Annotated in this window: 22 protein-coding genes; 16 read left to right on the forward strand and 6 right to left on the reverse strand. The window is 61.6% G+C overall.

The window, feature by feature from the left end; genetic code table 11:
* Positions 1-86: 86 nt before the first annotated feature.
* From IHQ43_RS27485 to IHQ43_RS27505, 5 genes are all read left to right on the forward strand, one after another.
* Positions 87-1442, forward strand: a complete 1356-nt coding sequence (locus IHQ43_RS27485; RefSeq protein WP_192562731.1) for a M16 family metallopeptidase — start codon at positions 87-89, stop codon at positions 1440-1442.
* Positions 1435-2922, forward strand: coding sequence for a M16 family metallopeptidase (locus tag IHQ43_RS27490; RefSeq protein WP_192562732.1), 1488 nt, complete (start codon positions 1435-1437; stop codon positions 2920-2922). Before IHQ43_RS27485 ends, IHQ43_RS27490 begins: the two co-directional genes overlap by 8 nt.
* The gene (gene rsmD / locus IHQ43_RS27495; protein ID WP_007953401.1) at positions 2922-3530 is read left to right on the forward strand and encodes a 16S rRNA (guanine(966)-N(2))-methyltransferase RsmD; all 609 of its coding nucleotides are present in this window, start codon (positions 2922-2924) and stop codon (positions 3528-3530) included. The genes IHQ43_RS27490 and rsmD overlap by 1 nt, the downstream gene beginning before the upstream one ends.
* Positions 3531-3593: 63 nt before the next feature.
* Positions 3594-4592: a hydrolase gene (locus tag IHQ43_RS27500; RefSeq protein WP_192562733.1), complete on the forward strand. Its 999-nt coding sequence runs from the start codon at positions 3594-3596 to the stop codon at positions 4590-4592.
* A gap of 4 nt (positions 4593-4596) precedes the next feature.
* Positions 4597-5427, forward strand: a complete 831-nt coding sequence (locus IHQ43_RS27505) for an AraC family transcriptional regulator (RefSeq protein WP_192562734.1) — start codon at positions 4597-4599, stop codon at positions 5425-5427.
* Between the two features lie 39 nt (positions 5428-5466).
* Here IHQ43_RS27505 and IHQ43_RS27510 read toward each other — a convergent pair whose 3' ends face one another.
* Together IHQ43_RS27510 and IHQ43_RS27515 are read right to left on the reverse strand one after the other, a co-directional pair.
* A complete protein-coding gene (locus IHQ43_RS27510; RefSeq protein ID WP_192562735.1) occupies positions 5467-6321 on the reverse strand; it encodes a sulfurtransferase in 855 nt (284 codons plus the stop codon).
* A 28-nt stretch (positions 6322-6349) separates the two neighbouring features.
* The gene (locus tag IHQ43_RS27515; protein WP_192562736.1) at positions 6350-7021 is read right to left on the reverse strand and encodes a TetR/AcrR family transcriptional regulator; all 672 of its coding nucleotides are present in this window, start codon (positions 7019-7021) and stop codon (positions 6350-6352) included.
* Positions 7022-7167: 146 nt separating this feature from the next.
* On the opposite strand from IHQ43_RS27515, the gene IHQ43_RS27520 reads away from it, so the two are divergent.
* The 5 genes from IHQ43_RS27520 to IHQ43_RS27540 all read left to right on the forward strand — a co-directional run bounded on the left by IHQ43_RS27520 (position 7168) and on the right by IHQ43_RS27540 (position 11756).
* Positions 7168-8598, forward strand: a complete 1431-nt coding sequence (locus tag IHQ43_RS27520) for a coniferyl aldehyde dehydrogenase (protein ID WP_007953409.1) — start codon at positions 7168-7170, stop codon at positions 8596-8598.
* Positions 8599-8622: 24 nt separating this feature from the next.
* A complete protein-coding gene (locus IHQ43_RS27525; RefSeq protein WP_192562737.1) occupies positions 8623-9168 on the forward strand; it encodes a twin-arginine translocation pathway signal protein in 546 nt (181 codons plus the stop codon).
* Between the two features lie 43 nt (positions 9169-9211).
* Complete coding sequence (locus IHQ43_RS27530; RefSeq protein WP_192562738.1) at positions 9212-10807, forward strand: GMC family oxidoreductase; 1596 nt, start codon at positions 9212-9214, stop codon at positions 10805-10807.
* Positions 10808-10922: 115 nt separating this feature from the next.
* Positions 10923-11402, forward strand: coding sequence for a pantetheine-phosphate adenylyltransferase (coaD, locus tag IHQ43_RS27535; protein WP_007953414.1), 480 nt, complete (start codon positions 10923-10925; stop codon positions 11400-11402).
* A 102-nt stretch (positions 11403-11504) separates the two neighbouring features.
* Positions 11505-11756: a YfhL family 4Fe-4S dicluster ferredoxin gene (locus tag IHQ43_RS27540; RefSeq protein WP_003195146.1), complete on the forward strand. Its 252-nt coding sequence runs from the start codon at positions 11505-11507 to the stop codon at positions 11754-11756.
* Positions 11757-11794: 38 nt separating this feature from the next.
* On the opposite strand, the gene IHQ43_RS27545 is transcribed toward IHQ43_RS27540, so the two are convergent.
* The 3 genes from IHQ43_RS27545 to IHQ43_RS27555 all read right to left on the reverse strand — a co-directional run bounded on the left by IHQ43_RS27545 (position 11795) and on the right by IHQ43_RS27555 (position 13871).
* Complete coding sequence (locus IHQ43_RS27545) at positions 11795-12118, reverse strand: hypothetical protein (RefSeq protein WP_007953415.1); 324 nt, start codon at positions 12116-12118, stop codon at positions 11795-11797.
* Positions 12119-12186: 68 nt separating this feature from the next.
* Positions 12187-12999 carry a bifunctional DNA-formamidopyrimidine glycosylase/DNA-(apurinic or apyrimidinic site) lyase gene (gene mutM / locus IHQ43_RS27550; RefSeq protein ID WP_192562739.1) on the reverse strand — a complete coding sequence of 271 codons (813 nt, stop codon included), beginning with the start codon at positions 12997-12999 and terminating at the stop codon, positions 12187-12189.
* Between the two features lie 59 nt (positions 13000-13058).
* The gene (locus tag IHQ43_RS27555) at positions 13059-13871 is read right to left on the reverse strand and encodes an HDOD domain-containing protein (RefSeq protein WP_162130477.1); all 813 of its coding nucleotides are present in this window, start codon (positions 13869-13871) and stop codon (positions 13059-13061) included.
* Positions 13872-14137: 266 nt separating this feature from the next.
* On the opposite strand from IHQ43_RS27555, the gene IHQ43_RS27560 reads away from it, so the two are divergent.
* The 5 genes from IHQ43_RS27560 (at position 14138) to ilvD (ending at position 21114) form a co-directional block, all read left to right on the forward strand.
* Complete coding sequence (locus IHQ43_RS27560; protein ID WP_192562740.1) at positions 14138-15334, forward strand: class I SAM-dependent rRNA methyltransferase; 1197 nt, start codon at positions 14138-14140, stop codon at positions 15332-15334.
* 446 nt (positions 15335-15780) lie between these two features.
* Positions 15781-16854: a SagB family peptide dehydrogenase gene (locus IHQ43_RS27565; protein ID WP_192562741.1), complete on the forward strand. Its 1074-nt coding sequence runs from the start codon at positions 15781-15783 to the stop codon at positions 16852-16854.
* The gene (locus tag IHQ43_RS27570) at positions 16851-17807 is read left to right on the forward strand and encodes a diiron oxygenase (RefSeq protein WP_192562742.1); all 957 of its coding nucleotides are present in this window, start codon (positions 16851-16853) and stop codon (positions 17805-17807) included. Before IHQ43_RS27565 ends, IHQ43_RS27570 begins: the two co-directional genes overlap by 4 nt.
* Positions 17800-19017, forward strand: coding sequence for a multidrug effflux MFS transporter (locus tag IHQ43_RS27575; protein ID WP_192562743.1), 1218 nt, complete (start codon positions 17800-17802; stop codon positions 19015-19017). The genes IHQ43_RS27570 and IHQ43_RS27575 overlap by 8 nt, the downstream gene beginning before the upstream one ends.
* Positions 19018-19272: 255 nt before the next feature.
* Entirely contained in the window at positions 19273-21114 is a 1842-nt protein-coding gene (gene ilvD, locus IHQ43_RS27580; protein WP_064380052.1) for a dihydroxy-acid dehydratase, read from the forward strand.
* A 207-nt stretch (positions 21115-21321) separates the two neighbouring features.
* Here the strand turns inward: ilvD and IHQ43_RS27585 are convergent, their stop codons facing one another.
* Complete coding sequence (locus IHQ43_RS27585; RefSeq protein WP_192562744.1) at positions 21322-22383, reverse strand: HAD family hydrolase; 1062 nt, start codon at positions 22381-22383, stop codon at positions 21322-21324.
* Positions 22384-22623: 240 nt separating this feature from the next.
* On the opposite strand from IHQ43_RS27585, the gene IHQ43_RS27590 reads away from it, so the two are divergent.
* Positions 22624-24015, forward strand: coding sequence for an L-cystine transporter (locus IHQ43_RS27590; RefSeq protein ID WP_064600151.1), 1392 nt, complete (start codon positions 22624-22626; stop codon positions 24013-24015).
* Positions 24016-24040 lie beyond the last annotated feature (25 nt).

A 24040-nucleotide genomic window follows, 5' to 3' on the forward strand; every position in this document is an offset into this window, starting at 1 on the left:
CCCCCAGTAAAACGGATCAGTATCCTAGCACCCTCTCGCCCGCCGACGCTAAGACCAAGCGGGCAGCCCAACAGGTTTAAAAACGAATGAATGCTCTAGCCCGCCGCGCCGCAGGCCTGCTGCTCAGCACAGTCTGCCTGCCCCTTTCGGCCCTGGCGGCCGACCCGCAACCGACCCACGAATTTACCCTCGACAATGGCCTGAAGGTCGTCGTGCGCGAAGACCATCGCGCGCCGGTGGTGGTGTCGCAGGTCTGGTACAAGGTCGGTTCCAGCTACGAAACCCCGGGCCAGACTGGTCTGTCCCACGCCCTCGAGCACATGATGTTCAAGGGCAGCGAAAAAGTCGGCCCCGGCGAAGCCTCGCTGATCCTGCGCGACCTCGGCGCCGAAGAGAACGCGTTCACCAGCGACGACTTCACCGCTTATTACCAGGTGCTGGCCCGCGACCGTCTGGGCGTGGCCTTCGAACTGGAAGCCGACCGCATGGCCAACCTGCGCCTGCCGGCCGACGAATTCGCCAAGGAAATTGAAGTCATCAAGGAAGAGCGCCGCCTGCGCACCGACGACAAGCCGATGGCCAAGGCCTACGAGCGTTACAAGGCCATGGCCTACCCGGCCAGCGGCTATCACACGCCGACCATCGGCTGGATGGCCGACCTTGAGCGGATGAAGGTCGAAGAGCTGCGTCACTGGTATCAGTCCTGGTACGTGCCGAACAACGCCACGCTGGTGGTGGTCGGCGACGTGACTCCGGACGAGGTGAAGACCCTCGCCCAGCGCTACTTCGGGCCGATCCCGAAACGCGATGTGCCGCCGGCGAAAAAGCCGCTGGAACTGGCCGAACCCGGCGAGCGCCAGATCACCCTGCACGTTCAGACCCAATTGCCCAGCCTGATGCTCGGCTTCAACGTCCCGAGCATTGCCACCGCCGAAGACAAGCGCTCGGTCAACGCCTTGCGCCTGATTTCGGCGCTGCTGGACGGCGGCTACAGCGGCCGCATCCCGACCCAACTGGAGCGCGGCGAAGAGCTGGTGTCCGGCGGTTCGTCGAGTTATGACGCCTACACTCGCGGTGACAGCCTGTTCACCCTGTCGGCCACACCGAACACTCAGAAGAAAAAGACCATGGCCCAGGCTGAAGCCGGCCTGTGGAAACTGCTGGAACAGCTGAAAACCACCGCACCGTCCGCCGAAGAGCTGGAACGCGTGCGAGCGCAGGTCATCGCCGGTCTGGTCTTCGAGCGTGATTCGATCACCAGCCAGGCCACCGCCATCGGCCAGCTGGAGACCGTCGGCCTGTCGTGGAAGCTGATGGACAGCGAACTGGCCGATCTGGAAAGCGTCACCCCGCAAGACATCCAGAACGCCGCCAAGCTGTATTTCACCCGCGAACGTCTCAGCGTCGCCCACGTCCTGCCACTGGAGACGACTCATGAGTGAGCGCAAAACCCCACGCCTGCTGCTCGGCCTGATCGCCGTGGCCATCATCGGCTCAGCCGCGTTCTATCTGGTGCCGAGCGACAACACCAAGGCCAGCGAAGCGCTGGATAACGCTAAGTCCAGCCAAAAGCTGCAATCGCTGGCCGAACTCGACGGCAAGGCCCCGGCCAGCCGCAAGCTCGACGTGCAGACCTGGAACACCGCCGAAGGCGCCAAGGTGCTGTTCGTCGAGGCCCGCGAACTGCCGATGTTCGACATGCGCCTGATCTTTTCCGCCGGCAGCAGCCAGGACGGCAACGCGCCGGGCCTGGCCCTGCTGACCAACGCCATGCTCAACGAAGGCGTGGCGGGCAAGGATGTCGGCGCCATCGCTCAGGGCTTTGAAGGCCTGGGCGCGGATTTCGGCAACGGCGCCTACAAAGACATGGCCATCGCGTCGCTGCGCAGCCTGAGCGCCGCGGACAAACGCGAGCCGGCGCTGAAGCTGTTTTCGGAAGTGGTGGGCAAACCGACCTTCCCGGCCGACTCCTTTGCGCGCATCAAAAACCAGATGCTCGCCGGTTTCGAGTACCAGAAACAGAACCCCGGCAAACTCGCCAGCCTGGAGCTGATGAAGCGCCTGTACGGCAATCACCCGTACGCCCATTCCAGCGATGGCAATGCGCAAAGCGTGCCGAAGATCACGCTGGCGCAACTGCGTGAGTTCCACGCCAAGGCCTATGCGGCCGGCAACGTGGTGATCGCGCTGGTGGGCGATCTGTCCCGTAGCGAAGCCGAGGCGATTGCCAACCAGGTCTCCGCTGCGCTGCCAAAAGGCCCGGCGCTGGCGAAAGTCGAGCAACCGACCGAGCCGAAAGCCGGCATCGGCCACATCGAGTTTCCGTCGAAACAGACCAACCTGATGATCGCGCAACTGGGCATCGACCGTGACGACCCGGACTACGCTGCCTTGTCGATGGGCAACCAGATCCTCGGCGGTGGCGGTTTCGGCACCCGGCTGATGAGCGAAGTGCGCGAGAAGCGCGGCCTGACCTACGGCGTGTATTCGGCATTCAGCCCGATGCAGGCTCGCGGCCCGTTCATGATCAACCTGCAGACCCGCGCAGAAATGAGCGAAGGCACCCTGAAACTGGTGCAGGACGTGCTCGCCGACTACCTCAAGACCGGCCCTACCCAGAAAGAGCTCGACGACGCCAAGCGCGAACTGGCCGGCAGCTTCCCGCTGTCCACCGCGAGCAACGCCGATATCGTCGGCCAACTCGGCGCCATGGGTTTCTACAACCTGCCGCTGAGTTATCTGGACGACTTCATGCGTCAGTCCCAGAGCCTGACCGTCGAGCAGGTTCGCGACGTTCTGAACAAACACTTGAGCACGGATAAACTGGTCATCGTCAGCGCTGGCCCGACCGTGCCGCAAAAGCCGTTACCGGCCCCATCTGATAAACCTGCCGAGCAGCCGCTCGGGGTTCCGGAGCATTAATGGCCAGTCCAAAGAAACCTGTACAAAAACTGCACAACGGTGTGAACCAGTTGCGCATCATCGGCGGCGAATGGCGCAGCCGAAAGCTGAGCTTCCCTGATGCGCCGGGCCTGCGTCCGACGCCGGACCGCGTGCGCGAAACCCTGTTCAACTGGCTCGCACCGTATGTCGCCGGCGCCAAGGTGCTCGATCCGTTCGCCGGCAGCGGCGCGCTGTTTCTGGAAGCCCTGTCCCGTGGCGCGGCCATGGGCCAGGCACTGGATGCCAGCCATGTTGCGGTCTCCAGCCTGAAAGAACACCTCGGCACCCTGCGCTGCACCAACGGCCACGTGCAGACCGCCGATGCCCTGCGCTATCTGGAAACCCAGACCGCGACCGCGTTCGATCTGGTGTTCCTCGACCCGCCATTCAACCAGAACCTGCTGCCAGCGGTGTGCACGTTGCTGGAAGAGCGCCAATGGCTGGCCGATGATTCGTGGATCTACACTGAAAGCGAAACCGCGCCATCGACCCTCGGCCTGCCGGGCAACTGGCGCCTGCACCGTGAGCAGAAATCCGGGCGGGTGTATTACGCGTTGTGGCAACGTATGGCAGTGATCGCCGGTTAACCGACCGGCCTGAAAAAGCGGCGAGTCTCAGCCGAGGCTCGCTGCACTGCATCGAGAGCAATCGTGTCCCCTTCGTCAAAACCGTTCATCCCCGCCTTCGGCCTCGGCAACCCGCACCTGCAAACCTTGTGGGGGCCACTGTGGCGCAAAACCGTGCACCTTGATCGCCAGCGCGAACGGCTATGGCTGGACGACGGCGACTTCCTCGACCTCGACTGGCACGGTCCGCACAGCGCTGAAGCGCCTCTGGTATTGGTGCTCCACGGGCTGACCGGCTCTTCCAATTCGCCTTACGTTGCCGGAATCCAGGCAGCACTCGCCGCGCAAGGCTGGGCCAGTGTCGCGCTGAACTGGCGCGGCTGTTCCGGCGAACCGAACCTGTTGCCGCGCAGCTACCACTCCGGCGCCAGCGAAGACCTCGTCGAAACCATCCGCCACCTGAAAGCCAAGCGGCCACTGGCACCGTTGTATGCAGTCGGCTATTCCCTCGGCGGCAATGTGCTGCTCAAGCATCTGGGGGAAACCGGCAGCGCGAGCGGCGTGCTCGGTGCAGTGGCGGTGTCGGTGCCGTTTCGCCTCGATCAGTGCGCCGACCGTATCGGTCAGGGTTTCTCTAAGGTCTATCAGGCGCACTTCATGCGCGAGATGGTCGCCTACATCAAGAACAAGCAGCGCCAGTTCCAGCACGACGGACGCGAGGACGGTCTCGCCGCCCTCGCCGCCCTCGGCTCGCTGGAAAACATGCGCACCTTCTGGGATTTCGATGGCCGGGTGACCGCGCCGCTGCACGGTTTCGTAGACGCCGAGGATTACTATCGCCGGGCGTCCAGTCGCTACTTTCTCGGCGAGATCCGCACGCCGACCCTGATCATTCAGGCCGCGGACGACCCGTTCGTGTTTCCCCACAGCCTGCCGCAGGCCAGAGAGTTGTCGGCCACGACGCAATTCGAATTGCAGGACAAGGGTGGGCACGTCGGCTTCGTCGACGGCACGTTCCGTCAGCCAGGTTATTACCTGGAACGACGCATTCCGCAGTGGCTGGCCGATGCGGGGCGTGGGTGAGGTCATGAGCGATCAGGGCGAGTCGATCCGCTTCTGGCAAACCCCGCCGCTGGCCGGTGTTGAACTGCTGTCGGCACGCTACATCGAGCAGCGTTTCGCCCCGCACGTCCACGACGGCTACGTGATCGGCATGATCATGGCCGGCGCCCAGCGATATCGTTATCGCGGTGCCGAACACCTGGCCGGCAGCGGCACGCTGGTGCTGATCAACCCGGACGAATTGCACACCGGTCACAAGGGCACAGAAGACGGCTGGCTGTACCGGGCGTTTTATCCGGACACCGGCAAGATTGTTGCACTGCTTGAAGAGCTGGAGCTGCCGACTGCGCCGATGCCGGCCTTTGGCGCGACGCTGTATCGCGATCCGGATCTGGTCAACGGTTTCTGTCAGTTGCATCGTTTGCTGGAAAGCCCCGCCACCGCATTGCAACAGCAAACGGTGTGGCGGGAAATGATGATGCTGCTGTTGCAGCGTCACGCGGCGGTGCAGATCAACGGCAAGCCCGGCAAAGAGCACCGTGCGGTGGCGATGGCCAAGGAGTTGCTGCACGCGCAACTGGCGGCGCCGCCGTCTCTGGAAGAACTGGCGGCAGCGGTGAACCTCTCGCCTTTCCACTTCGCTCGGGTGTTCCGCCGCGCCACCGGGATGCCGCCGCACAGCTGGCTGATGCAGCAGCGGATCGCCTGCGCACGGGGTCTGCTGCAGAGCGGCTGCCTGCCGGTGGAAGTCGCTACACAGTTGGGATTTGCCGACCAGAGTCATTTGAGCCGGCAGTTCAAACAGGTTTACGGCGTGGGGCCGGCGGCCTATCGCAGTGCGCGGCTTTTGGAGTAAACAAAAAACAAATGTGGGAGCGAGCTAGCTCCCACAAAGTTATTCGCCCGTAGCAATACCGCGCGAAGGCTCGTTGATCCACTCGCTCCACGATCCGGCATACAGCGAACCCAGCGGATAACCCGCCAGGCTCAGGGCAAACAGGTTGTGGCACGCCGTCACCCCGGAACCGCAATAAGCCACCAGATCGTTCGGCGAACGCTCGCCGAGTTTTGCGGCGAAACGCTGCTTGAGCTGATCGGCCGGCAGGAAACGCCCGTCGCTGCCCAGGTTGTCGGTGAACGCTGCGCATTTCGCGCCGGGAATATGCCCGGCAATCGGGTCGATCGGTTCCACTTCGCCCTTGAAGCGCGGCAAGGCGCGGGCATCGAGCAGGGTCAGGTCCGGCTGGCCGAGGCGCTGCTGCAATTGCTCGGCGCTGAGCAGCAGGCTCATGTCCGGCTGACCGCTGAAGTTGCCCCGTGCCGTTGACGGTGGATCAAGACTCAACGGCAGCCGCGCCGCATGCCAGGCCTTGAGCCCGCCATCGAGAATGAACACGCCGTCGCGCTTGCCCAACCACGCCAGCAACCACCAGGCCCGCGCCGCATAGGCACCCGGGCCGTCGTCATACAGAACCACGTCGCTGTCGTTATTGATGCCGAACGCTTGCAGGCGCTCGATCAGCGCCGCCGGCTCCGGCAGCGGATGGCGACCGGTCACGCCCTTGATCACCGGACCGCTGAGGTCGCGTTCAAGATCGGCGAAGTTCGCCCCGGCAATGTGCCCCTCGGTATAGCTGCGCTGGCCGTAATCCGGGTCTTCGAGGGCAAAACGGCAATCGAGAATCACCAGCCCCGGTTGTGCCTTGCGGGCATCCAGTGCGGTCGGGCTGATCAGTTGCGCAATCGGCATAGCGAACGACTCCAGTGAGGAAATGGAATTACGGTCTTTCTTCGAGGGCCTGTGCCAGTGGCACGTAGAACTCTTCGAACAAGGCGTTGACCTCATCGCGAGCCTGCTCGGTGACGAACCCTGCTTCCAGCACCAGCACCTGATACACGCCACGCTTGATGGCCTGTTCGCTGAGGTAATTGGAATTCTCCCGGGTCGTGCACAGGAAGCGCACCCACGAGGTGAGGATGATCCACGCGTTGAGGGTCAGGGATTCGATCTGCACCCGGTCCATCTTCAGGATTCCGGCGGCAACGAACCCTTCGTAGATCGCCGCGCCCTGGATCACGCAGCGCTGGGAGAAACGCCGGTAACGCCCGGCCAGATCCGGATCGCTGTCGAGCAGATGCTCGAGATCGCGATGCAGGAAACGGTAGCGCCACATCGCCGACAGCAGTTCCTTGAGATAGAAGCGCTTGTCTTCGACCGTCGCGGCACGGCCCTGGGGCGGACGCAGGAAGCTGTCCACCAGGCTTTCGTACTCACTGAACAATACGGCGATGATCGCCTGCTTGTTGGGGAAGTGGTAGTACAGATTGCCCGGAGAAATCTCCATGTGGGCAGCGATGTGATTGGTGCTGATGCTGCGCTCGCCCTGCTGATTGAACAGCTCGAGGCTGTTCTGCACGATGCGCTCGCTGGTTTTGATCCGTGGGGCCATGGCTTGAGCTTTAATTCAGAGTGCGTTGGGGGGCATCTTACGACCTAACCGGAACGGGATAAAACCAGGATGCGCAAGGAAGCCATTTGACTTTCTAGAGCATAGACTCTAAAAAGTTCCTCACAACAACATCTCCGGAGCTGACGATGACTGCCGATATTGCCTACCTGCAAACGCTGCAACAGCCGCTGGAAGAGCTCAACCGGCTGTTCGATGCGCAGCGTGCCGCCTACGCCGCCAATCCGATGCCGCCTGCGGCCCAGCGCCAGCAATGGCTCAAGGCCCTGCGCGATTTGCTGAGCAGCGAACGGCAGGCCCTGATCGACGCCATCAGCTCCGACTTCAGCCACCGCAGCGCCGATGAAACCCTGCTCGCCGAACTGATGCCGAGCCTGCACGGCATTCATTACGCCAGCCAGCACATCAGCCAGTGGATGAAACCTTCGCGGCGCAAAGTGGGTGTGGCTTTCCAGCCGGCATCGGCCAAAGTCGTGTACCAACCGCTGGGTGTGGTCGGCGTCATCGTGCCCTGGAACTACCCGCTGTTTCTGGCCATCGGCCCGTTGACCGGCGCCCTCGCGGCCGGCAATCGGGTGATGCTCAAGCTCAGCGAGTCGACCCCGGCCACCGGCCTGCTGCTCAAGGAACTGCTGGCGCGGATCTTCCCCGAAGACCTGGTGTGCGTGGTGCTCGGCGAAGCCGATGTCGGCGTGGCGTTTTCGAAAATGCGCTTCGACCACCTGCTGTTCACCGGCTCCACCAGCGTCGGCCGGCATGTGATGCGCGCGGCGGCGGAAAACCTGACGCCGGTGACGCTGGAACTGGGCGGCAAATCCCCGGCCATCGTCTCCCACGACGTTCCGCTCAAGGACGCCGCCGAACGCATCGCCTTCGGCAAGACCCTCAACGCCGGCCAGACCTGCGTGGCCCCGGACTACGTGCTGGTCCCGGAAGAGCGCATCGGCGGTTTCGTCGAAGCCTATCGCCAGGCGGTGCGCGGGTTTTATCCGACGCTTGCCGACAACCCGGACTACACCGCCATCATCAACGAGCGCCAACTGGCGCGGCTCAACAGCTACCTCAGCGACGCCACCAGCAAGGGCGCGCTGTTGATTCCGCTGTTCGACCAAGGCCAGGGCCGGCGCATGCCGCACAGCCTGCTGCTGAATGTCAGCGACGAGATGACGGTGATGCAGGACGAAATCTTCGGCCCACTGTTGCCGATCGTGCCGTATCAGGATCTGGATCAGGCATTTGCTTACATCAATCAGCGGCCACGTCCTCTGGCTCTTTACTACTTCGGCTACGACAAACGCGAACAGAAGCGCGTACTCAGCGAAACCCATTCCGGTGGTGTCTGCCTCAACGACACGCTGCTGCATGTGGCGCAGGACGACATGCCGTTCGGCGGCATCGGCCCGTCAGGCATGGGCCATTACCACGGGCACGAAGGTTTCCTGACGTTCAGCAAGGCCAAGGGGGTGCTGGTCAAACAGCGCTTCAACGCGGCGAAGTTGATTTACCCGCCGTACGGAAAGTCCATTCAGAAACTGATCCAGAAACTGTTCATTCGCTAACGTCACCGCCGGGTAATAACAACAATGCACCCAAGCCTGACCGAAACACCTGCCCTCTCACGCCGTGGCCTGCTGAAATTCAGCCTGGGCGCCACGGCTTTCCTCGCCACCGCCGGCCTTGGTGCCAGCCTCAGCGGCTGTTCGTCGAGCGTATCGGCCAACGGATTCGCCACGTTGCGCAGCGGTGATCTGCTGTTTCTGCGCGCGCTGATTCCAGTGATGCTGGATGGCGCCGTTGCTGTGGAAAAGATGCCCACCGCTGTCGATGGAACCCTGAAGTCGCTGGATTACAGCCTCGATCACCTGTCGCCGGAAATGCTCAAGCTCACCCGGCAACTGTTCGATGTACTGGGCATGGCGGTGACGCGCGGGCCATTGACCGGAATCTGGGGCAGTTGGGAAAACGCCAGCCCCGAGGCGATCCGCCACTTCCTAGAACGCTGGGAAAACAGCTCGCTGAGCCTGCTGCGCATGGGCCACAGCTCATTGCTGCAAATGGTGATGATGGCCTGGTACACCCGCGCCGAATCCTGGGCCCACTGCGGTTACCCCGGCCCGCCCGCCGTCTGAGCCTGGCGACCCCACGCAAAACAATAATAAGAGAACCTGATCGATGCCCGTACCCGACCCGTTTCGCGAAGGCCTTGCCCGTGGCTGGAAAACCTACAACGGCGCGCAACTCACCGATGACCTGACCCTGGAAGCCGACGTCGCCATCATCGGCAGCGGCGCCGGTGGCGGCACCACGGCGGAAATCCTCAGCGCCGCCGGCTACAAAGTGCTGCTGATCGAAGAAGGCCCGCTCAAGACCAGCAGCGATTTCAAACTGCTGGAAGACCAGGCCTACAGCAGCCTCTATCAGGAAGGCATCGGCCGCATGAGCAAGGACGGCGCGATCACCATCCTTCAGGGCCGCGCAGTCGGCGGCACCACGCTGATCAACTGGACATCGAGTTTTCGTACGCCCGAGCCGACCCTCGAACACTGGGCCAAAGAGCACAACGTCAAAGGCCACAGCCCCGCCGACATGGCGCCGTGGTTCGAAAAAATGGAGCAGCGCCTCGGCGTCGCCCCGTGGATGGTGCCACCCAACGCCAACAACGATGTGATCCGCAAAGGCTGCGAACAGCTCGGCTACAGCTGGCACGTGATCCCGCGCAACGTGCGCGGCTGCTGGAACCTGGGTTACTGCGGCATGGGCTGTCCGACCAACGCCAAGCAATCGATGATGGTCACGACCATTCCGGCGACCCTGGAAAAGGGTGGCGAACTGCTTTATCTGGCCCGGGCCGAAAAGCTGTTGATCAACGGCGACAAGGTCACCGGCCTGCAATGCGTGGCGATGGACGACCGCTGCGTCGAGCCGACTGGACGCACCATCACGGTCAAGGCGCGGCACTACGTGCTGGCCGGTGGCGGGATCAACAGCCCGGCGCTGCTGATGCGTTCGGATGCACCGGATCCGCACAAACGGCTGGGCAAGCGCACCTTCCTGCATCTGGTGAACATGTCCGCCGGGCGTTTCGACGAGGTGATCAACCCGTTCTACGGTGCGCCGCAGTCGATCTACTCGGACCATTTCCAGTGGAAGGACGGCACCACCGGCCCGATGGCCTACAAACTCGAAGTGCCGCCGCTGCACCCGGCGCTGGCCGCGACTTTGCTCGGTGGTTTTGGTCAGGAAAGCGCGCAACACATGGCGGACCTGCCCCACACCCACGCGATGCTGGCCCTGCTGCGCGACGGTTTTCACCCGGACAGTCAGGGCGGCAGCGTCGAGTTGCGCGGTGACGGCTCGCCGGTGCTCGACTATCAGGTTTCGCCTTACACCTGGGAAGGCTTGCGCCGGTCATTCCACAGCATGGCCGAGATCCAGTTCGCCGGCGGCGCCAAAGCGGTGATGCCGATGCACGCCGATGCGCGTTACGTGAACAGTCTGGCCGAGGCCCGCTCGTTGATCGACAGCCTGAGTCTGGAGTTGTATCGCACACGCCTGGGCAGCGCCCACGTCATGGGCGGTTGCGCCATGGGCGAAGACCCGAAGACTGCCGTCACCGACAGCCTCGGCCGGCATCATCAGCTACGCAATCTGTCGATTCACGACGGCTCGCTGTTCCCCACCAGCATCGGCGCCAACCCGCAGTTGTCGGTGTATGGTCTGACGGCGCAGCTGGCGACATCCCTCGGCGAACGGTTGAGAAACCCGTGAAAAAGACGAAAATTCCGATCGTCTATAGTGCTTTCTTACCCAACAGGCGACTTTCCCGACCGGGACGGCTGCGATACCATCCGACTCCCCAACGGATTCCCGCCAGGACGACGCGATGAACCGAGTGTTGTACCCAGGTACCTTCGACCCTATTACCAAGGGCCATGGCGATCTGGTCGAACGCGCCTCGCGCCTGTTCGACCACGTGATCATCGCCGTCGCCGCCAGCCCCAAGAAGAATCCGCTGTTCCCGCTGGAACAACGGGTCGAGCTGGCCCGCGAGGTCACCAAACACCTGCCGAACGTGGAAGTGGTCGGCTTCTCGACGCTGCTGGCGCATTTCGCCAAAGAGCAGAACGCCAACGTGTTCCTGCGTGGCCTGCGCGCGGTGTCGGACTTCGAATACGAATTCCAGCTGGCCAACATGAACCGCCAGTTGGCCCCGGATGTGGAGAGCCTGTTCCTCACCCCGTCCGAGCGTTATTCGTTCATTTCCTCGACCCTGGTGCGGGAAATCGCGGCCCTGGGCGGCGATATCAGCAAGTTCGTCCACCCGGCGGTGGCCGAGGCCCTGACCCTGCGCTTCAAGAAGTAACGACCGTTCAAACGGCGCCCGCGTGCACTACGGGCGCCAATGCGGCACAATTGCGCGCATTGATTCATAGCGCCCGGGCTCCCCGCCCCGGCTGGAGTTAGCATGTCCCTGATCATCACCGACGATTGCATCAACTGCGACGTCTGCGAACCCGAGTGCCCGAACGCCGCCATTTCCCAAGGCGAAGAGATCTACGTGATCGACCCGAACCTGTGCACCCAGTGCGTCGGCCATTACGACGAGCCGCAGTGCCAGCAGGTCTGCCCGGTGGATTGCATTCCACTGGACGAAGCCCATCCGGAGACTGAAGAACAGTTGATGGAGAAGTACCGCAAGATCACCGGCAAGGCTTGAGCCCCTGACCCCGATCGCAGCGCCAGGCTGCGATCGCGTCATTCACGCTGCTCGAATCCTTCCCCTGTGCAGCCCAGGCAACGCACGAACGCTGCTTTCGCCGGCGCCACCACCAACGCCTCTCCCGCATCGCCAATCCCGCCACCCAGCGCGGTGAACGGCAACGACACGACGAACGCCCCGGCACCGATCACCGTCGCCACCACCAGCAATGGTCGGGCAATCAGCAGATCGCCGAGCATGGCGTAGGCCGGTGGATTCTGGATGGCGTAACGAGGGTCACCGCTGCCGCCTTCCGTGGCCTGAACGGTCAGGCTGAAGCACAGCAGCAGGGCGACGATGAGGGTTTGCAAGGACTTCATGGCACGATCCTTCGGGCTAACAGTGAGACAACTCACTATAGACCGTAGGACTTTTTCGGACGCTTTGCTCAGCTTTGGCAGCGCGGACACCAGACGCTGGCACGCTGACCGAGCTTCATTTCCCGCAGGCCCGTGCCGCAGACCTTGCAGTGCTCGCCGCCACGACCGTAGACAAACAGTTCCTGCTGGAAATACCCCGGCTGCCCGTCGCCACCGATGAAATCGCGCAACGTGGTGCCGCCGCGCGCGATGGCGGCAGCGAGGATGCGTTTGATCTCGATCGCCAGCTTCAAATAACGCGCCCGGGAAATGCCTTTGGCTTCACGGCGCGGATCGATACCGGCGGCGAACAGCGCTTCGGTCGCGTAGATATTGCCGACCCCCACCACCACCGCGTTGTCCATGATGAACGGTTTGACCGCCATCGAACGCCCGCGTGACAGCTGATACAAGCGCTCGCCATCGAACAGATCGGTCAACGGCTCCGGGCCCAGGCGAATCAGCAATTCGTGATTGAGCGGGTCGGTGCTCCAGAGCATCGCCCCGAAGCGCCGCGGATCGGTGTAGCGCAGGGCCAGGCCCGACTCCAGTTCGATATCGACATGCTCATGCTTGGCCGCCGGCATCCCGACTTCCACCAGCCGCAAGTTACCCGACATACCCAAGTGACTGATCAGCGTGCCGACCTCGGCATTGATCAGCAGATACTTGGCACGCCGCTCGACCAGCACGATGCGCTGCCCGGACAGGCGCACATCGAGGTCTTCGGGAATCGGCCAGCGCAGCCGCCGGTCACGCACGATCACCCGGCTGACGCGCTGGCCTTCCAGGTGCGGGGCGATCCCGCGACGGGTGGTTTCGACTTCCGGCAATTCAGGCATGAGTGTCTCGAATCAAAGGTCTTTTCAAATCATGAGCTTTTGAATCATGAGCTTTCGAATCAGTGTGCGCCAAGTTCGCGGATCGTCTGCTTCAACGTTTCGAAGTCGTAATCCGAGAGGCCGATGTATTCCAGCACCAGCGGCCCGACAGCCTGCCATTCGAAGTCTTCGGTCTGGTTGCCCAGCACCCGGTACGACGCGCAGATGTGCTCGGCCATTTTCAGGATCGCCAGCAGGTTTTTCATCTGACTGTTGCGCGAAGTCTCGTCGCTGAAGATCGCCAGGGCATTGTGGTGGTTGGCGATGGCCGCGCTGACGTGTTCCGGCAGGCGCCAGGACTTCGCGGTGTAGTAACCGACCACCGAGTGATTGGTGTTGTAGACATCGTTCTCGGTGTCCACGACCCGGCGCTCGGCACTTGCGTTGGCGTAGGCCTTTTCGAGCGTCGTCATGTAATCCGGGAAACGCTGAAGCATCAACGGCACGCCGCAGTCATGGAACAGACCCAGGGCGTAAGCCTCGTCGCTGGCCTCGGTGCCGACACGCTTGGCCAGGGTCAGGCAGGTCATGGCCACGTCCTGGGCGGTATCCCAGAAACGGTTGAGGGTGACGATAGTGTCGTCATTCATCTCGCCCTTGATCGACATCGCGTTGATCAGATTGACGATCGAACGACTGCCCAACAGGTTCACCGCGCGCTTGATCGAAGTGATCTTGTTGCTCAGGCCGTAATACGGCGAGTTGACGATTTTCAGCAGCGAGCCGGACAGGCCGGGATCCTGGGAGATCAGCTTGGCGATCGTCTCCAGGTCCGGGTCGGGCATGTATTGCTCCATTTGCAGATCCACCATGATCTGCGGCTGCGCGGGCACGCTGATGCCTTGCAGGGACTGTTGAATCTGTTCGGTGGTCAGCTCTTGGGACATAAGTACACACTCTGGGACAGGCGGCGATTCTAACCTCTAAAAACCGACGGACGACACATCGGGGGCAGATCGGCGGAAACTTTCATTCAAGACCATCTGGCCAATTCTGCCTTCATTCATTTGCAGGCCGGGCTGACGCGCCGCGTGTCCAGCGTCGAACCCGCGTGCGGCGCAACACGGTATACTCCCGCTCTTTTTTCCGGAGCGACGTCATGTCCCTGCCTAGCTTGCGCCTCAAAGCCAACGCCGACCGTCGCCTGCGCGCCGGTCACCTGTGGATCTACAGCAACGAAATCGACGTGGCCGCGACCCCGTTGCACGGCTTCAAGGCCGGCGACCAGTCGATCCTCGAAGCCGCCGGCGGCAAGCCGCTGGGCATCGTCGCCATGAGCCCGAACAACCTGATCTGCGCGCGCCTGCTGTCGCGCGACATCAAGCTGCCGCTGGACAAGTCGCTGCTGGTGCATCGCCTGAACGTGGCGCTGTCGCTGCGCGAGCGTCTGTTCGACAAGCCGTTCTATCGCCTGGTCTACGGCGATTCCGACCTGTTGCCGGGTCTGGTGGTCGACCGTTTCGGCGACATCCTGGTGGTGCAGCTCGCCTCGGCGACCATGGAAGCGCATAAAGATGACGTGATCGCGGCGCTGACCCAAGTGCTCAAGCCAAGCGGCATCCTGTTCAAGAACGACTCCGCCGCTCGCGACGCCGAAGGCCTCGAGCGTTACACCGAAACCGTGTTCGGCGTGGTGCCGGAGTGGGTGGCGCTGGAAGAGAACGGCGTGAAATTCGAAGCGCCGGTGGTTCAGGGCCAGAAAACCGGCTGGTTCTACGATCACCGCATGAACCGCGCACGTCTGGCCCCCTACGCCAAGGGCAAGCGTGTGCTTGACCTGTACAGCTACATCGGTGGCTGGGGTGTTCAAGCCGCCGCGTTCGGCGCCAGCGAAGTATTCTGCGTCGACGCATCGGGCTTCGCCCTCGACGGCGTCGAGCGCAACGCCGCACTGAACGGTTTCGCCGACAAGATGACCTGCATCGAAGGCGACGTCTTCGAAGCACTGAAGGAACTCAAGGCCAGCGAAGAACGCTTCGACGTGATCGTTGCCGACCCGCCTGCATTCATCAAACGCAAGAAAGACCTGAAGAACGGTGAAGGCGCCTACCGTCGCCTGAACGAGCAAGCCATGCGCCTGCTCAACAAGGACGGCATCCTGTTCAGCGCTTCCTGCTCGATGCACCTGCCGGAAGACGATCTGCAGAACATCCTGCTGACCAGCGCCCGTCATCTGGACCGCAACATCCAGCTGCTGGAGCGCGGCGGTCAGGGCCCGGATCACCCGGTACACCCGGCCATCCCGGAAACCCGCTACATCAAGAGCATCACCTGCCGTCTGCTGCCTAACAGCTGACAGACGCACAGCGTGGAAGCTATCGAAAGGGGAGCCCATGGGCTCCCCTTTCTTTTATCTCGCACTTTGCTTTCCTACATTTATCGCCCTGTCGACGCGCAGGACATTTCCGTGAATACTTTATTTACTGACATTTAACTTACACACTCACTTCCAACCGAAGATCACTCCGACAAAATTACTGGATTATTCCTACTTAATATTTGCTTGCGATTAATCCATTACAAACTATTATTAAGTCGTCACCACGGAGGTGACACCAACTAACCACGAAGCAACAATGAACAAGGAGTTCAATCATGAAAGCAATTACTCTGGAATCCCGCTCCCTCGCAAACCTGGCTTTTCTGGTCGCACCTAAAGCCCGTTAAGTAAGGTTGGCGCTGGGTATAGCCGGCTACCCAGCGCCTCTGACAAAGCACCTATCCAGAGCAGCGTGCCCCAACATGCATATAAACCCTTATTTATTCATACTGCCACGAACGCCCGGCCAGATAGTCTGGAACTACAAAGACCATACTCAACACGAACTTGACCTTGAGTACTCTTCCCGACTGACGCAACTTGTCCACAACCCTGACTTATATGACAGCAGCAACATAATAGACACACAGCTATTAAATGCCGGAATACTGATTTCTTCAAAAAACTCAGCACCTGCCTGGGGCTGGGATGAACTGTCCAGGATCTACCATATCGGGACTCGGGATATTCCTTGCGAACACACTCCCCGAAACATTCAGGAATGGTCCAGGCAATACCTCGAGCACTGCAATACAGTGCTTGCCACTCCACCGCCGGTCGACATCCCTGCGGATACCCGTCCGGACGCACTCATCGCCCTACCCGCACCGCTCGTACTGAATGACGACAGCCTGTCGAGTTCACTGACCCGGAGAAAGACCTGCCGATCCTTCACCGGCGCCGCCGTGTCGCTGGACGATGTCGGCACCTTGCTCTACCTGTCACTCGGTTACCTGCGAGAACGCGAAGCCGATTGCGACGACAGCATCGCCGATGGACTGAGCGCGCGGCGCAGCAGCCCTTCCGGGGGCGGGCTCAATGCCTGCGCCGGGTACGTGTTTGTCCAGAACGTCGACGGACTGGCGCCCGGCGTGTATGCCTACCACTCCGTCGAACACGCCTTGAGCTTCATCAACCCCTTGCCCGACACCGCGCCCGGCAATCTGCTGGGGGGCCAGCATTTCATCAATAACCTGCCATTGGGATTGTTCATCACCGCCCGCTTCGACCGGCTCTGGTGGAAATACCCCCACTCGCGCGCCTATCGAATGGCGTTCGTCGAAGCCGGGCACCTTTCACAGACGTTTCAGCTGGTGGCCACAGCCCTGGGTATGAACACCTGGCTGACGGGCGCGTTTTCCGATGATCAGGTCGAAACGTTGCTGAAGCTCGAGAACAGTGCAGAGCAACCCTTGTTCTTTGTCGGTTGCGGGGAAAGCGACGGTCAGGCGATGTGCCAGGAAATGCGTGACCTGCTGCGTGAGGCACAACCATGAGCGCCCTCGCCCCGGAACCGGTCTTTCAGTTCACCCTGAGTGACTGGAACACCCGCGCCTCGGTTCGCACCAGTTCTCACGATTACCGCTTACCGGATGACCTGCAGAAACAACTGGAGACCCGGCACTGGTTTCCGCCGGCGTTCCTGCCCTACCTGGCCCACCCGGTCATCGAAGCAGCGGGCCGTTCGATGCTGCATCGGCTTACGGCCCGGCATCTGGTGCATTTTCTCGACTACACCACGCTACTTGAACACCGAATCGTCAATCGCGCCGTCGAAACCATCGTCCACGGCGAGCTCCCGGTCGAGGTACCGGCGCCGATGAAAACGGCCGCACTCCAGCTCTACACCGACGAGGGCTATCACGCCCTGTTTTCCAGTCAGGTGGCGGAGCAGATTGCTGGCGTCTACGCCCTCAGCGCGCGTCCGGCGATGCCCAGGCGGATCACCCGGATGAACCTGCTGATTGCGCGCACCGGGCAGGAGCAACGGCCGCTGGTGTGCTTTCTTCTGGGTTTCGTCTCGGAAACCATCATTGCCCGTGAACTGCTGGATGTATGCCGCGACAGCCTGGTGTCCGGGGTCAACGACATGTTGCGCGATCACCTGACCGACGAAGCGCGCCACAGCCGCTATTTCACCGAAGTGTTCCACTACCTCTGGCTGCGCCTGGGCCCGCGACAGAGAACGTTCACCGCAACGACCTTGCTCGACATTTTCGCAATCTTTTTCGAAGTGGATGAGCTCTGGCTGCAGGAAAGCCTCAGTGGCGCAGGTATTGCTAACACGACGGTGACGGACATTCTCGGCACGATGACAACCACCCAGGCCAGTCAGCGGCGGGCTCGCGCCGGCAGCCTCGCCACACTGAACGCATTGAAGAAAGCCGGCTTTTTCAACGAACCTCAAAACCAGACACTATTTGCCAAGGCAGGACTGATCGATGGATGACGGACAACCTGTGGTAACCCGACAACAGCAGCGCGGAGCTGTCAGTCTTTTGCTGGCAATGGTGTTGCTCGGCGTCTTTCCACTGGATGTCCTGCTGCCTTCATTCCCCGCACTCGCCGAGCACTTTCGCAGCACCCCGGCGGACATCGCCCTGTCGATCAGCCTGTTCGCCGTCGGGATTGCCTTCGCCCAGTTGCTGATCGGGCCGCTGTCGGATGTGATCGGGCGCAAGGGCCTGCTGCTCGCCGGCATGAGCGTTTCGATGCTCGGCGCCCTCGGGTGCGTGATGACCTCGGACTATTCGCTGTTTCTGATTTTTCGGGTGGTGCAGGCGCTGGGGTGCGGTTGCTTCGTGCTGTCCCAGGCGCTGGTGCAGGACCTGTTTGAAGGCGAGCAGCGTGATCGCCTGCGGATCCTGATGGTCACCGCCGGCGGGATTTTCATCTCGATATCGCCGCTGGCCGGCACCTTTCTTCAGGCGACATTGGGCTGGCGCGGCAGTTTCTGGGTGTTCATCGCATTATCAGCCGCAGTGCTGCTCAAGGCCTGGCTGTTTCTGGAGAACACCCGACCGACCGGCAGTGGCACACATACGAACTTCCTCACGGCCTATCGACGGGTTCTGGGAGATTTCGACTTCGTCGGCTACTGGCTGATTTCAGCATTTGCATTCGCCTGCCATTTTTCATTCATCGTGATCTCGCCGCTGATTTTCATGGATCGGCTGCAACTGTCCGCTTACGAATTTTCGTTGATCCTGTTGATCTACGGTGCGGCTTACGTCACCGGGGGCATCCTCGCCAGCGTGCTGAGCAGGCGCATCAACAGCGGCCAGCAGATGGTCGTCGGCCTGAGCCTGATCCTGTTCGCCGGCGTGAGCATGCTGTACCTGTCGTCGAACCTTGCACTGGCTCCGGCGACCGTGCTGATCCCGATGCTGATCTGTACCGCCGGCACCACTATTGCCCGGCCGGCCGCCACGTCCCGGGCCATGAGTCTGTTTCCGGAAAACGCCGGCACCTCGGCCTCGGCCGGCAGCACAATCATTTTCATCTGCGGCGGGTTGATCAGTGCCTTGATCAGCCTGAGCCCGACCACTCTGCAATCCACGCTGGGCTACAGCTTCGTGATACTCAGCGGGGTGGCACTGGCACTGAACGCGCGGATCGGTCGGCGCAACGATCTGGTGGGGCAACCGGATAGCGATTAATCCTGCCGGTCGTCATCCCGCACGCTTCGTCAGCACTGGAACAACGCTTTGCGCCATTCCCTCCTGACGCCAGCGGTGTAGAATCGCGAGATTCATCGCCATTCATCCCCGGCGGGTTTATGAGCTCAGGCTGAGACCAGCGGCGATCCCGCAACGTCATCGGCAACATCAGGACACACGGCCATTTCTGAGTGTTCCAGACGTCAATAGAAGCTCACTCCCTTTTGATACCTGATTAGCCGCCCGGAGTGCTCCATGCCAGATTACCGCTCGAAAACATCCACCCACGGCCGCAACATGGCCGGCGCCCGCGCACTGTGGCGCGCCACCGGGATGAAAGATGACGACTTCAAGAAGCCGATCATCGCCATTGCCAACTCCTTCACCCAGTTCGTACCGGGTCACGTGCACCTGAAGGACCTGGGTCAACTGGTTGCCCGTGAGATCGAACGCGCTGGCGGCGTTGCAAAAGAATTCAACACCATCGCCGTGGACGACGGCATCGCCATGGGCCACGACGGCATGCTCTATTCGCTGCCGAGCCGCGAGATCATCGCCGACTCCGTCGAGTACATGGTCAACGCCCACTGTGCCGACGCCATCGTCTGCATCTCGAACTGCGACAAGATCACCCCCGGTATGCTGATGGCCGCCCTGCGCCTGAACATCCCGGTGATCTTCGTCTCCGGCGGCCCGATGGAAGCCGGCAAGACCAAACTGGCCAGCCACGGTCTCGACCTCGTCGACGCCATGGTGATCGCCGCCGACTCCAGCGCTTCTGACGAGAAGGTTGCCGAGTACGAGCGCAGCGCCTGCCCGACCTGCGGTTCGTGCTCCGGCATGTTCACCGCCAACTCGATGAACTGCCTGACCGAAGCCCTGGGCCTCGCACTGCCGGGCAACGGTTCGACCCTGGCCACCCACAGCGACCGCGAACAGCTGTTCCTGCAGGCCGGCCGCACCATCGTCGAGCTGTGCAAGCGCTACTACGGCGAGAACGACGAGTCGGTATTGCCGCGCAACATCGCCAACTTCAAGGCGTTCGAAAACGCGATGATGCTCGACATCGCCATGGGCGGTTCGACCAACACCATCCTGCACTTGCTGGCCGCCGCCCAGGAAGCCGAGATCGACTTCGACCTGCGGGACATCGATCGTCTGTCACGCAAGGTGCCGCAACTGTGCAAGGTCGCGCCGAACATCCAGAAGTACCACATGGAAGACGTACACCGTGCCGGCGGCATCTTCAGCATCCTCGGTTCGCTGGCCCGTGGCGGCCTGCTGCACACCGACCTGCCGACCGTGCATAGCCGCAGCATGGAAGAAGCCATCGCCAAGTGGGACATCACCCAGACCGACGATGAAGCCGTGCACCATTTCTTCAAGGCAGGCCCGGCCGGCATTCCTACACAAACCGCGTTCAGCCAGTCGACCCGTTGGGAAACCCTGGACGACGACCGTGAAAACGGCTGCATCCGCAGCTTCGAACACGCCTATTCGAAAGAAGGCGGCCTGGCCGTGCTGTACGGCAACATCGCCCTGGATGGCTGCGTGGTGAAAACCGCCGGCGTCGACGAGTCGATCCACGTGTTCGAAGGCAACGCGAAGATCTTCGAAAGCCAGGACAGCGCCGTGCGCGGCATCCTCGCCGACGAAGTGAAGGAAGGCGACATCGTCATCATTCGCTACGAAGGCCCGAAAGGCGGCCCGGGCATGCAGGAAATGCTCTACCCGACCTCGTACCTGAAATCCAAAGGCCTGGGCAAAGCCTGCGCTCTGCTGACCGACGGCCGTTTCTCCGGCGGTACTTCCGGTCTGTCCATCGGCCACGCTTCGCCAGAGGCTGCGGCCGGCGGCGCAATCGGTCTGGTGCAGGACGGTGACAAAGTGCTGATCGACATCCCGAACCGCTCGATCAACCTGTTGATCAGCGACGAAGAACTGGCGGCACGCCGGGTCGAGCAGGACAAGAAGGGCTGGAAACCGGTGGAAAAACGTCCACGTAAAGTGACCACCGCCCTCAAGGCCTACGCCCTGCTGGCGACCAGCGCCGACAAGGGTGCAGTGCGTAACAAGGCGATGCTCGACGGGCTGTAAGCGTCAAATCGCAGAAACAAAATGCCCCGCCAAGTGCGGGGCATTTTTTTGCCTTCAAGTTTACTGGGTGATCGTTCCCACGCTCCCGCGTGGGAATGCCTCAAGGGACGCTCTGCGTCCAGTGACGCGGAGCGTCACGGGCTGCATTCCCACGCGGGAGCGTGGGAACGATCATTGCGCTCTGCGCGGGAGCAATCACCGTAGCAATTACTGGATTTCTTCCGGCTTCACGATCACCCAGTTTTTGTCCGCCGTCACCGGCAGGCCTTCTTTCGCCTGGGCCGCTGCGTGCTTGGCCATCATGCCCTGGAGCTGGGTCATGTACTTGTCCTTGCGGTTGACCCACAGATGAATGCCACCCTTGGCCACGTCCACATCGTGGAACAGCATGTAGCCGTCGCTGGTCGGCGTGTCGCCACCCACCAGCACCGGTTTTTTCCATTCGTCGATGTAGGTCAGGATCGCCGCGTGCTTGCCGGCCATCCAGGTCGCCGGGGTCCACAGGTACGGGGTCAGTTCGAGGCCGAGGTTGGCCTTCTCGTCATACTTGCCGGCGGTGATCTGTTTGCGCGCGGTGGTCAGCTCGCCAGTCTCGCGGTTCTTCAGCAACGTGGTCACGCCGATCACGTTCTGCGGTTTGACGTTGTAGCCGTACTTCGGATCGGCCGCGACCATGCGCACCAGTTCTTCGGAGGCAGCAGTCATCACGTAAACCTCGATGCCGTTCTCCATCAGTTTGTTGTACAGCTCTTTCTGGCCGGTGAAGATTTTCGGCGGATTCACATCCAGGTTCTTGACCACGTCACCTTCGTAATAGGTCGCCGGCACCGGTTTGCCCGAGGCCATCAGTTCGTCGACGTAGCCCTTGAGTTCCTTGAGGGTGAAACCGGAGAACACCTGCGCCACCCATGGATAGCAAACCATGTCGTCGACTTCGCAGAGGCGGTAGTAGTAGCTGAACAGGCTTTCCTTGTGGTCGGCGGTGTCCTTGAACGGCATCAGTTTCAGGGAGGGGTCGAGCTTGTCGCGGGTGATCAGGCCCTTGTTTTCCATGAACGGCAGCAACGACTCTTCGAGGTCGTAGCGGTAACTGGTGTTGTCCATGTCGAACACCGCGTAGTTACCCTTGTTGGCGTTGGCGGCGATCATCGCGTCCAGTGCCTTGGCCTGATCCGCCGGCCAGTGTTTCAGGTCGGTGGCGAATGCCTGAGTGGCCAGGCCCATTCCCACAGTCAGTGCGACAGCCAGAAATTTCGGTGCAAACTTCATTGGCGCTTCTCCCTGGGTCAAAGAAATCGACGCTAACAAATAAATGTGACAGTCCCCGTCTGTCAGCGACCGTCCACGTCCGTTTCGCGCCAGCTGCATCTCCGAGAGCGACACCCGCTTATTCCAAAAACGACGGACGACCTTTGATTTCGGTATTAAATCATTGGAAATCAAGCTGTTAGGCTTGCCGGTTCGCAACAGCCCCGGAAGGTTGTTGGCACAGTCTTTTCTGGAGTCCCCATGAATCTGCCCCTGATTCTCAACTTGCTGGTGTTCCTCGCCCTGCTCTTCGGTCTGGCGCAAACCCGTCACACCACGTGGAGCCTGGCGAAAAAAGTCCTGCTCGCCCTGGTGCTGGGCGTGGCGTTCGGCGTCGCGCTGCACACGATCTACGGTGCCGGCAACCCGGTGCTGAAAGCCTCGATCGGCTGGTTCGATCTGGTCGGCAACGGTTACGTGCAGCTGCTGCAAATGATCGTGATCCCGCTGGTGTTCGCCTCGATCCTCAGCGCCGTGGCCCGTCTGCACAACGCATCGTCGCTGGGCAAGATCAGCTTCCTGACCATCGGCACGCTGCTGTTCACCACCGCGATTGCGGCGCTGATCGGCATCGGCCTGACCAACCTGTTTGGCCTGACCGCCGAAGGCCTGGTCGCCGGCACTCAGGAAATGGCCCGTCTGCAAACCATTCAGACCGACTATGCCGGCAAGGTCGCCGACCTGAATGTGCCGCAACTGCTGCTGTCGTTCATCCCGCAGAACCCGTTCGCCGACCTGGCGCGGGCCAAGCCGACCTCGATCATCAGCGTGGTGATCTTCGCCGCGTTCCTGGGGGTCGCCGCGCTGCAACTGCTCAAGGATGATGTCGAGAAAGGTCAGAAAGTGATCAACGCCATCGACACCCTGCAAGCCTGGGTGATGCGCCTGGTGCGTCTGGTGATGAAGCTGACCCCGTACGGCGTGCTGGCGCTGATGACCAAAGTGGTCGCCGGTTCCAACCTGCAGGACATCATCAAGCTCGGCAGTTTCGTGGTGGTGTCGTACCTCGGCCTGGGCCTGATGTTCGTGGTGCACGGTCTGCTGGTGTCGGCGGCCGGGATCAACCCGCTGCGCTTCTTCCGCAAAATATGGCCGGTGCTGACCTTCGCGTTCACCAGCCGCTCCAGTGCGGCGAGCATTCCGCTGAGCATCGAAGCGCAGACCCGTCGTCTGGGCATTCCGCAATCGGTGGCAAGCTTCGCCGCATCGTTCGGCGCAACCATCGGCCAGAACGGCTGCGCCGGTCTGTACCCGGCGATGCTCGCGGTGATGGTTGCGCCAACCGTCGGCATCAACCCGCTGGATCCGCTGTGGATCGCGACGCTGGTGGCGATTGTGACCCTGAGTTCGGCCGGTGTGGCGGGCGTGGGTGGCGGTGCGACCTTCGCCGCGCTGATCGTGCTGCCGGCCATGGGCTTGCCGGTTTCGCTGGTGGCGTTGCTGATTTCGGTCGAGCCGCTGATCGACATGGGTCGTACGGCGCTGAACGTGAGCGGTTCGATCACCGCTGGCGCGATTACCAGCCAGGTGATGCAGCAGACCGACAAGGCCCTGCTGGACGCCGATGAGCATGCGGAGCTTGCTCAGGCTTAAGTTCTACTTTGCCTGATCTACCCTC

This window comes from Pseudomonas gozinkensis (assembly GCF_014863585.1).
Lineage (GTDB): Bacteria > Pseudomonadota > Gammaproteobacteria > Pseudomonadales > Pseudomonadaceae > Aquipseudomonas > Aquipseudomonas gozinkensis.

Bases quoted from the DNA above. Each gene is read 5' to 3' on its own strand.
- IHQ43_RS27525 (WP_192562737.1), top strand. From the start codon at position 8,623: ATGCACCCAAGCCTGACCGAAACACCTGCCCTCTCACGCCGTGGCCTG.
- ilvD (WP_064380052.1), top strand. From the start codon at position 19,273: ATGCCAGATTACCGCTCGAAAACATCCACCCACGGCCGCAACATGGCC.
- IHQ43_RS27590 (WP_064600151.1), top strand. From the start codon at position 22,624: ATGAATCTGCCCCTGATTCTCAACTTGCTGGTGTTCCTCGCCCTGCTC.
- IHQ43_RS27520 (WP_007953409.1), top strand. From the start codon at position 7,168: ATGACTGCCGATATTGCCTACCTGCAAACGCTGCAACAGCCGCTGGAA.
- IHQ43_RS27575 (WP_192562743.1), top strand. From the start codon at position 17,800: ATGGATGACGGACAACCTGTGGTAACCCGACAACAGCAGCGCGGAGCT.
- rsmD (WP_007953401.1), top strand. From the start codon at position 2,922: ATGGCCAGTCCAAAGAAACCTGTACAAAAACTGCACAACGGTGTGAAC.
- IHQ43_RS27570 (WP_192562742.1), top strand. From the start codon at position 16,851: ATGAGCGCCCTCGCCCCGGAACCGGTCTTTCAGTTCACCCTGAGTGAC.
- coaD (WP_007953414.1), top strand. From the start codon at position 10,923: ATGAACCGAGTGTTGTACCCAGGTACCTTCGACCCTATTACCAAGGGC.
- IHQ43_RS27505 (WP_192562734.1), top strand. From the start codon at position 4,597: ATGAGCGATCAGGGCGAGTCGATCCGCTTCTGGCAAACCCCGCCGCTG.
- IHQ43_RS27530 (WP_192562738.1), top strand. From the start codon at position 9,212: ATGCCCGTACCCGACCCGTTTCGCGAAGGCCTTGCCCGTGGCTGGAAA.
- IHQ43_RS27485 (WP_192562731.1), top strand. From the start codon at position 87: ATGAATGCTCTAGCCCGCCGCGCCGCAGGCCTGCTGCTCAGCACAGTC.
- IHQ43_RS27560 (WP_192562740.1), top strand. From the start codon at position 14,138: ATGTCCCTGCCTAGCTTGCGCCTCAAAGCCAACGCCGACCGTCGCCTG.
- mutM (WP_192562739.1), bottom strand. From the start codon at position 12,999: ATGCCTGAATTGCCGGAAGTCGAAACCACCCGTCGCGGGATCGCCCCG.
- IHQ43_RS27510 (WP_192562735.1), bottom strand. From the start codon at position 6,321: ATGCCGATTGCGCAACTGATCAGCCCGACCGCACTGGATGCCCGCAAG.
- IHQ43_RS27585 (WP_192562744.1), bottom strand. From the start codon at position 22,383: ATGAAGTTTGCACCGAAATTTCTGGCTGTCGCACTGACTGTGGGAATG.
- IHQ43_RS27565 (WP_192562741.1), top strand. From the start codon at position 15,781: ATGCATATAAACCCTTATTTATTCATACTGCCACGAACGCCCGGCCAG.
- IHQ43_RS27540 (WP_003195146.1), top strand. From the start codon at position 11,505: ATGTCCCTGATCATCACCGACGATTGCATCAACTGCGACGTCTGCGAA.
- IHQ43_RS27515 (WP_192562736.1), bottom strand. From the start codon at position 7,021: ATGGCCCCACGGATCAAAACCAGCGAGCGCATCGTGCAGAACAGCCTC.
- IHQ43_RS27545 (WP_007953415.1), bottom strand. From the start codon at position 12,118: ATGAAGTCCTTGCAAACCCTCATCGTCGCCCTGCTGCTGTGCTTCAGC.
- IHQ43_RS27490 (WP_192562732.1), top strand. From the start codon at position 1,435: ATGAGTGAGCGCAAAACCCCACGCCTGCTGCTCGGCCTGATCGCCGTG.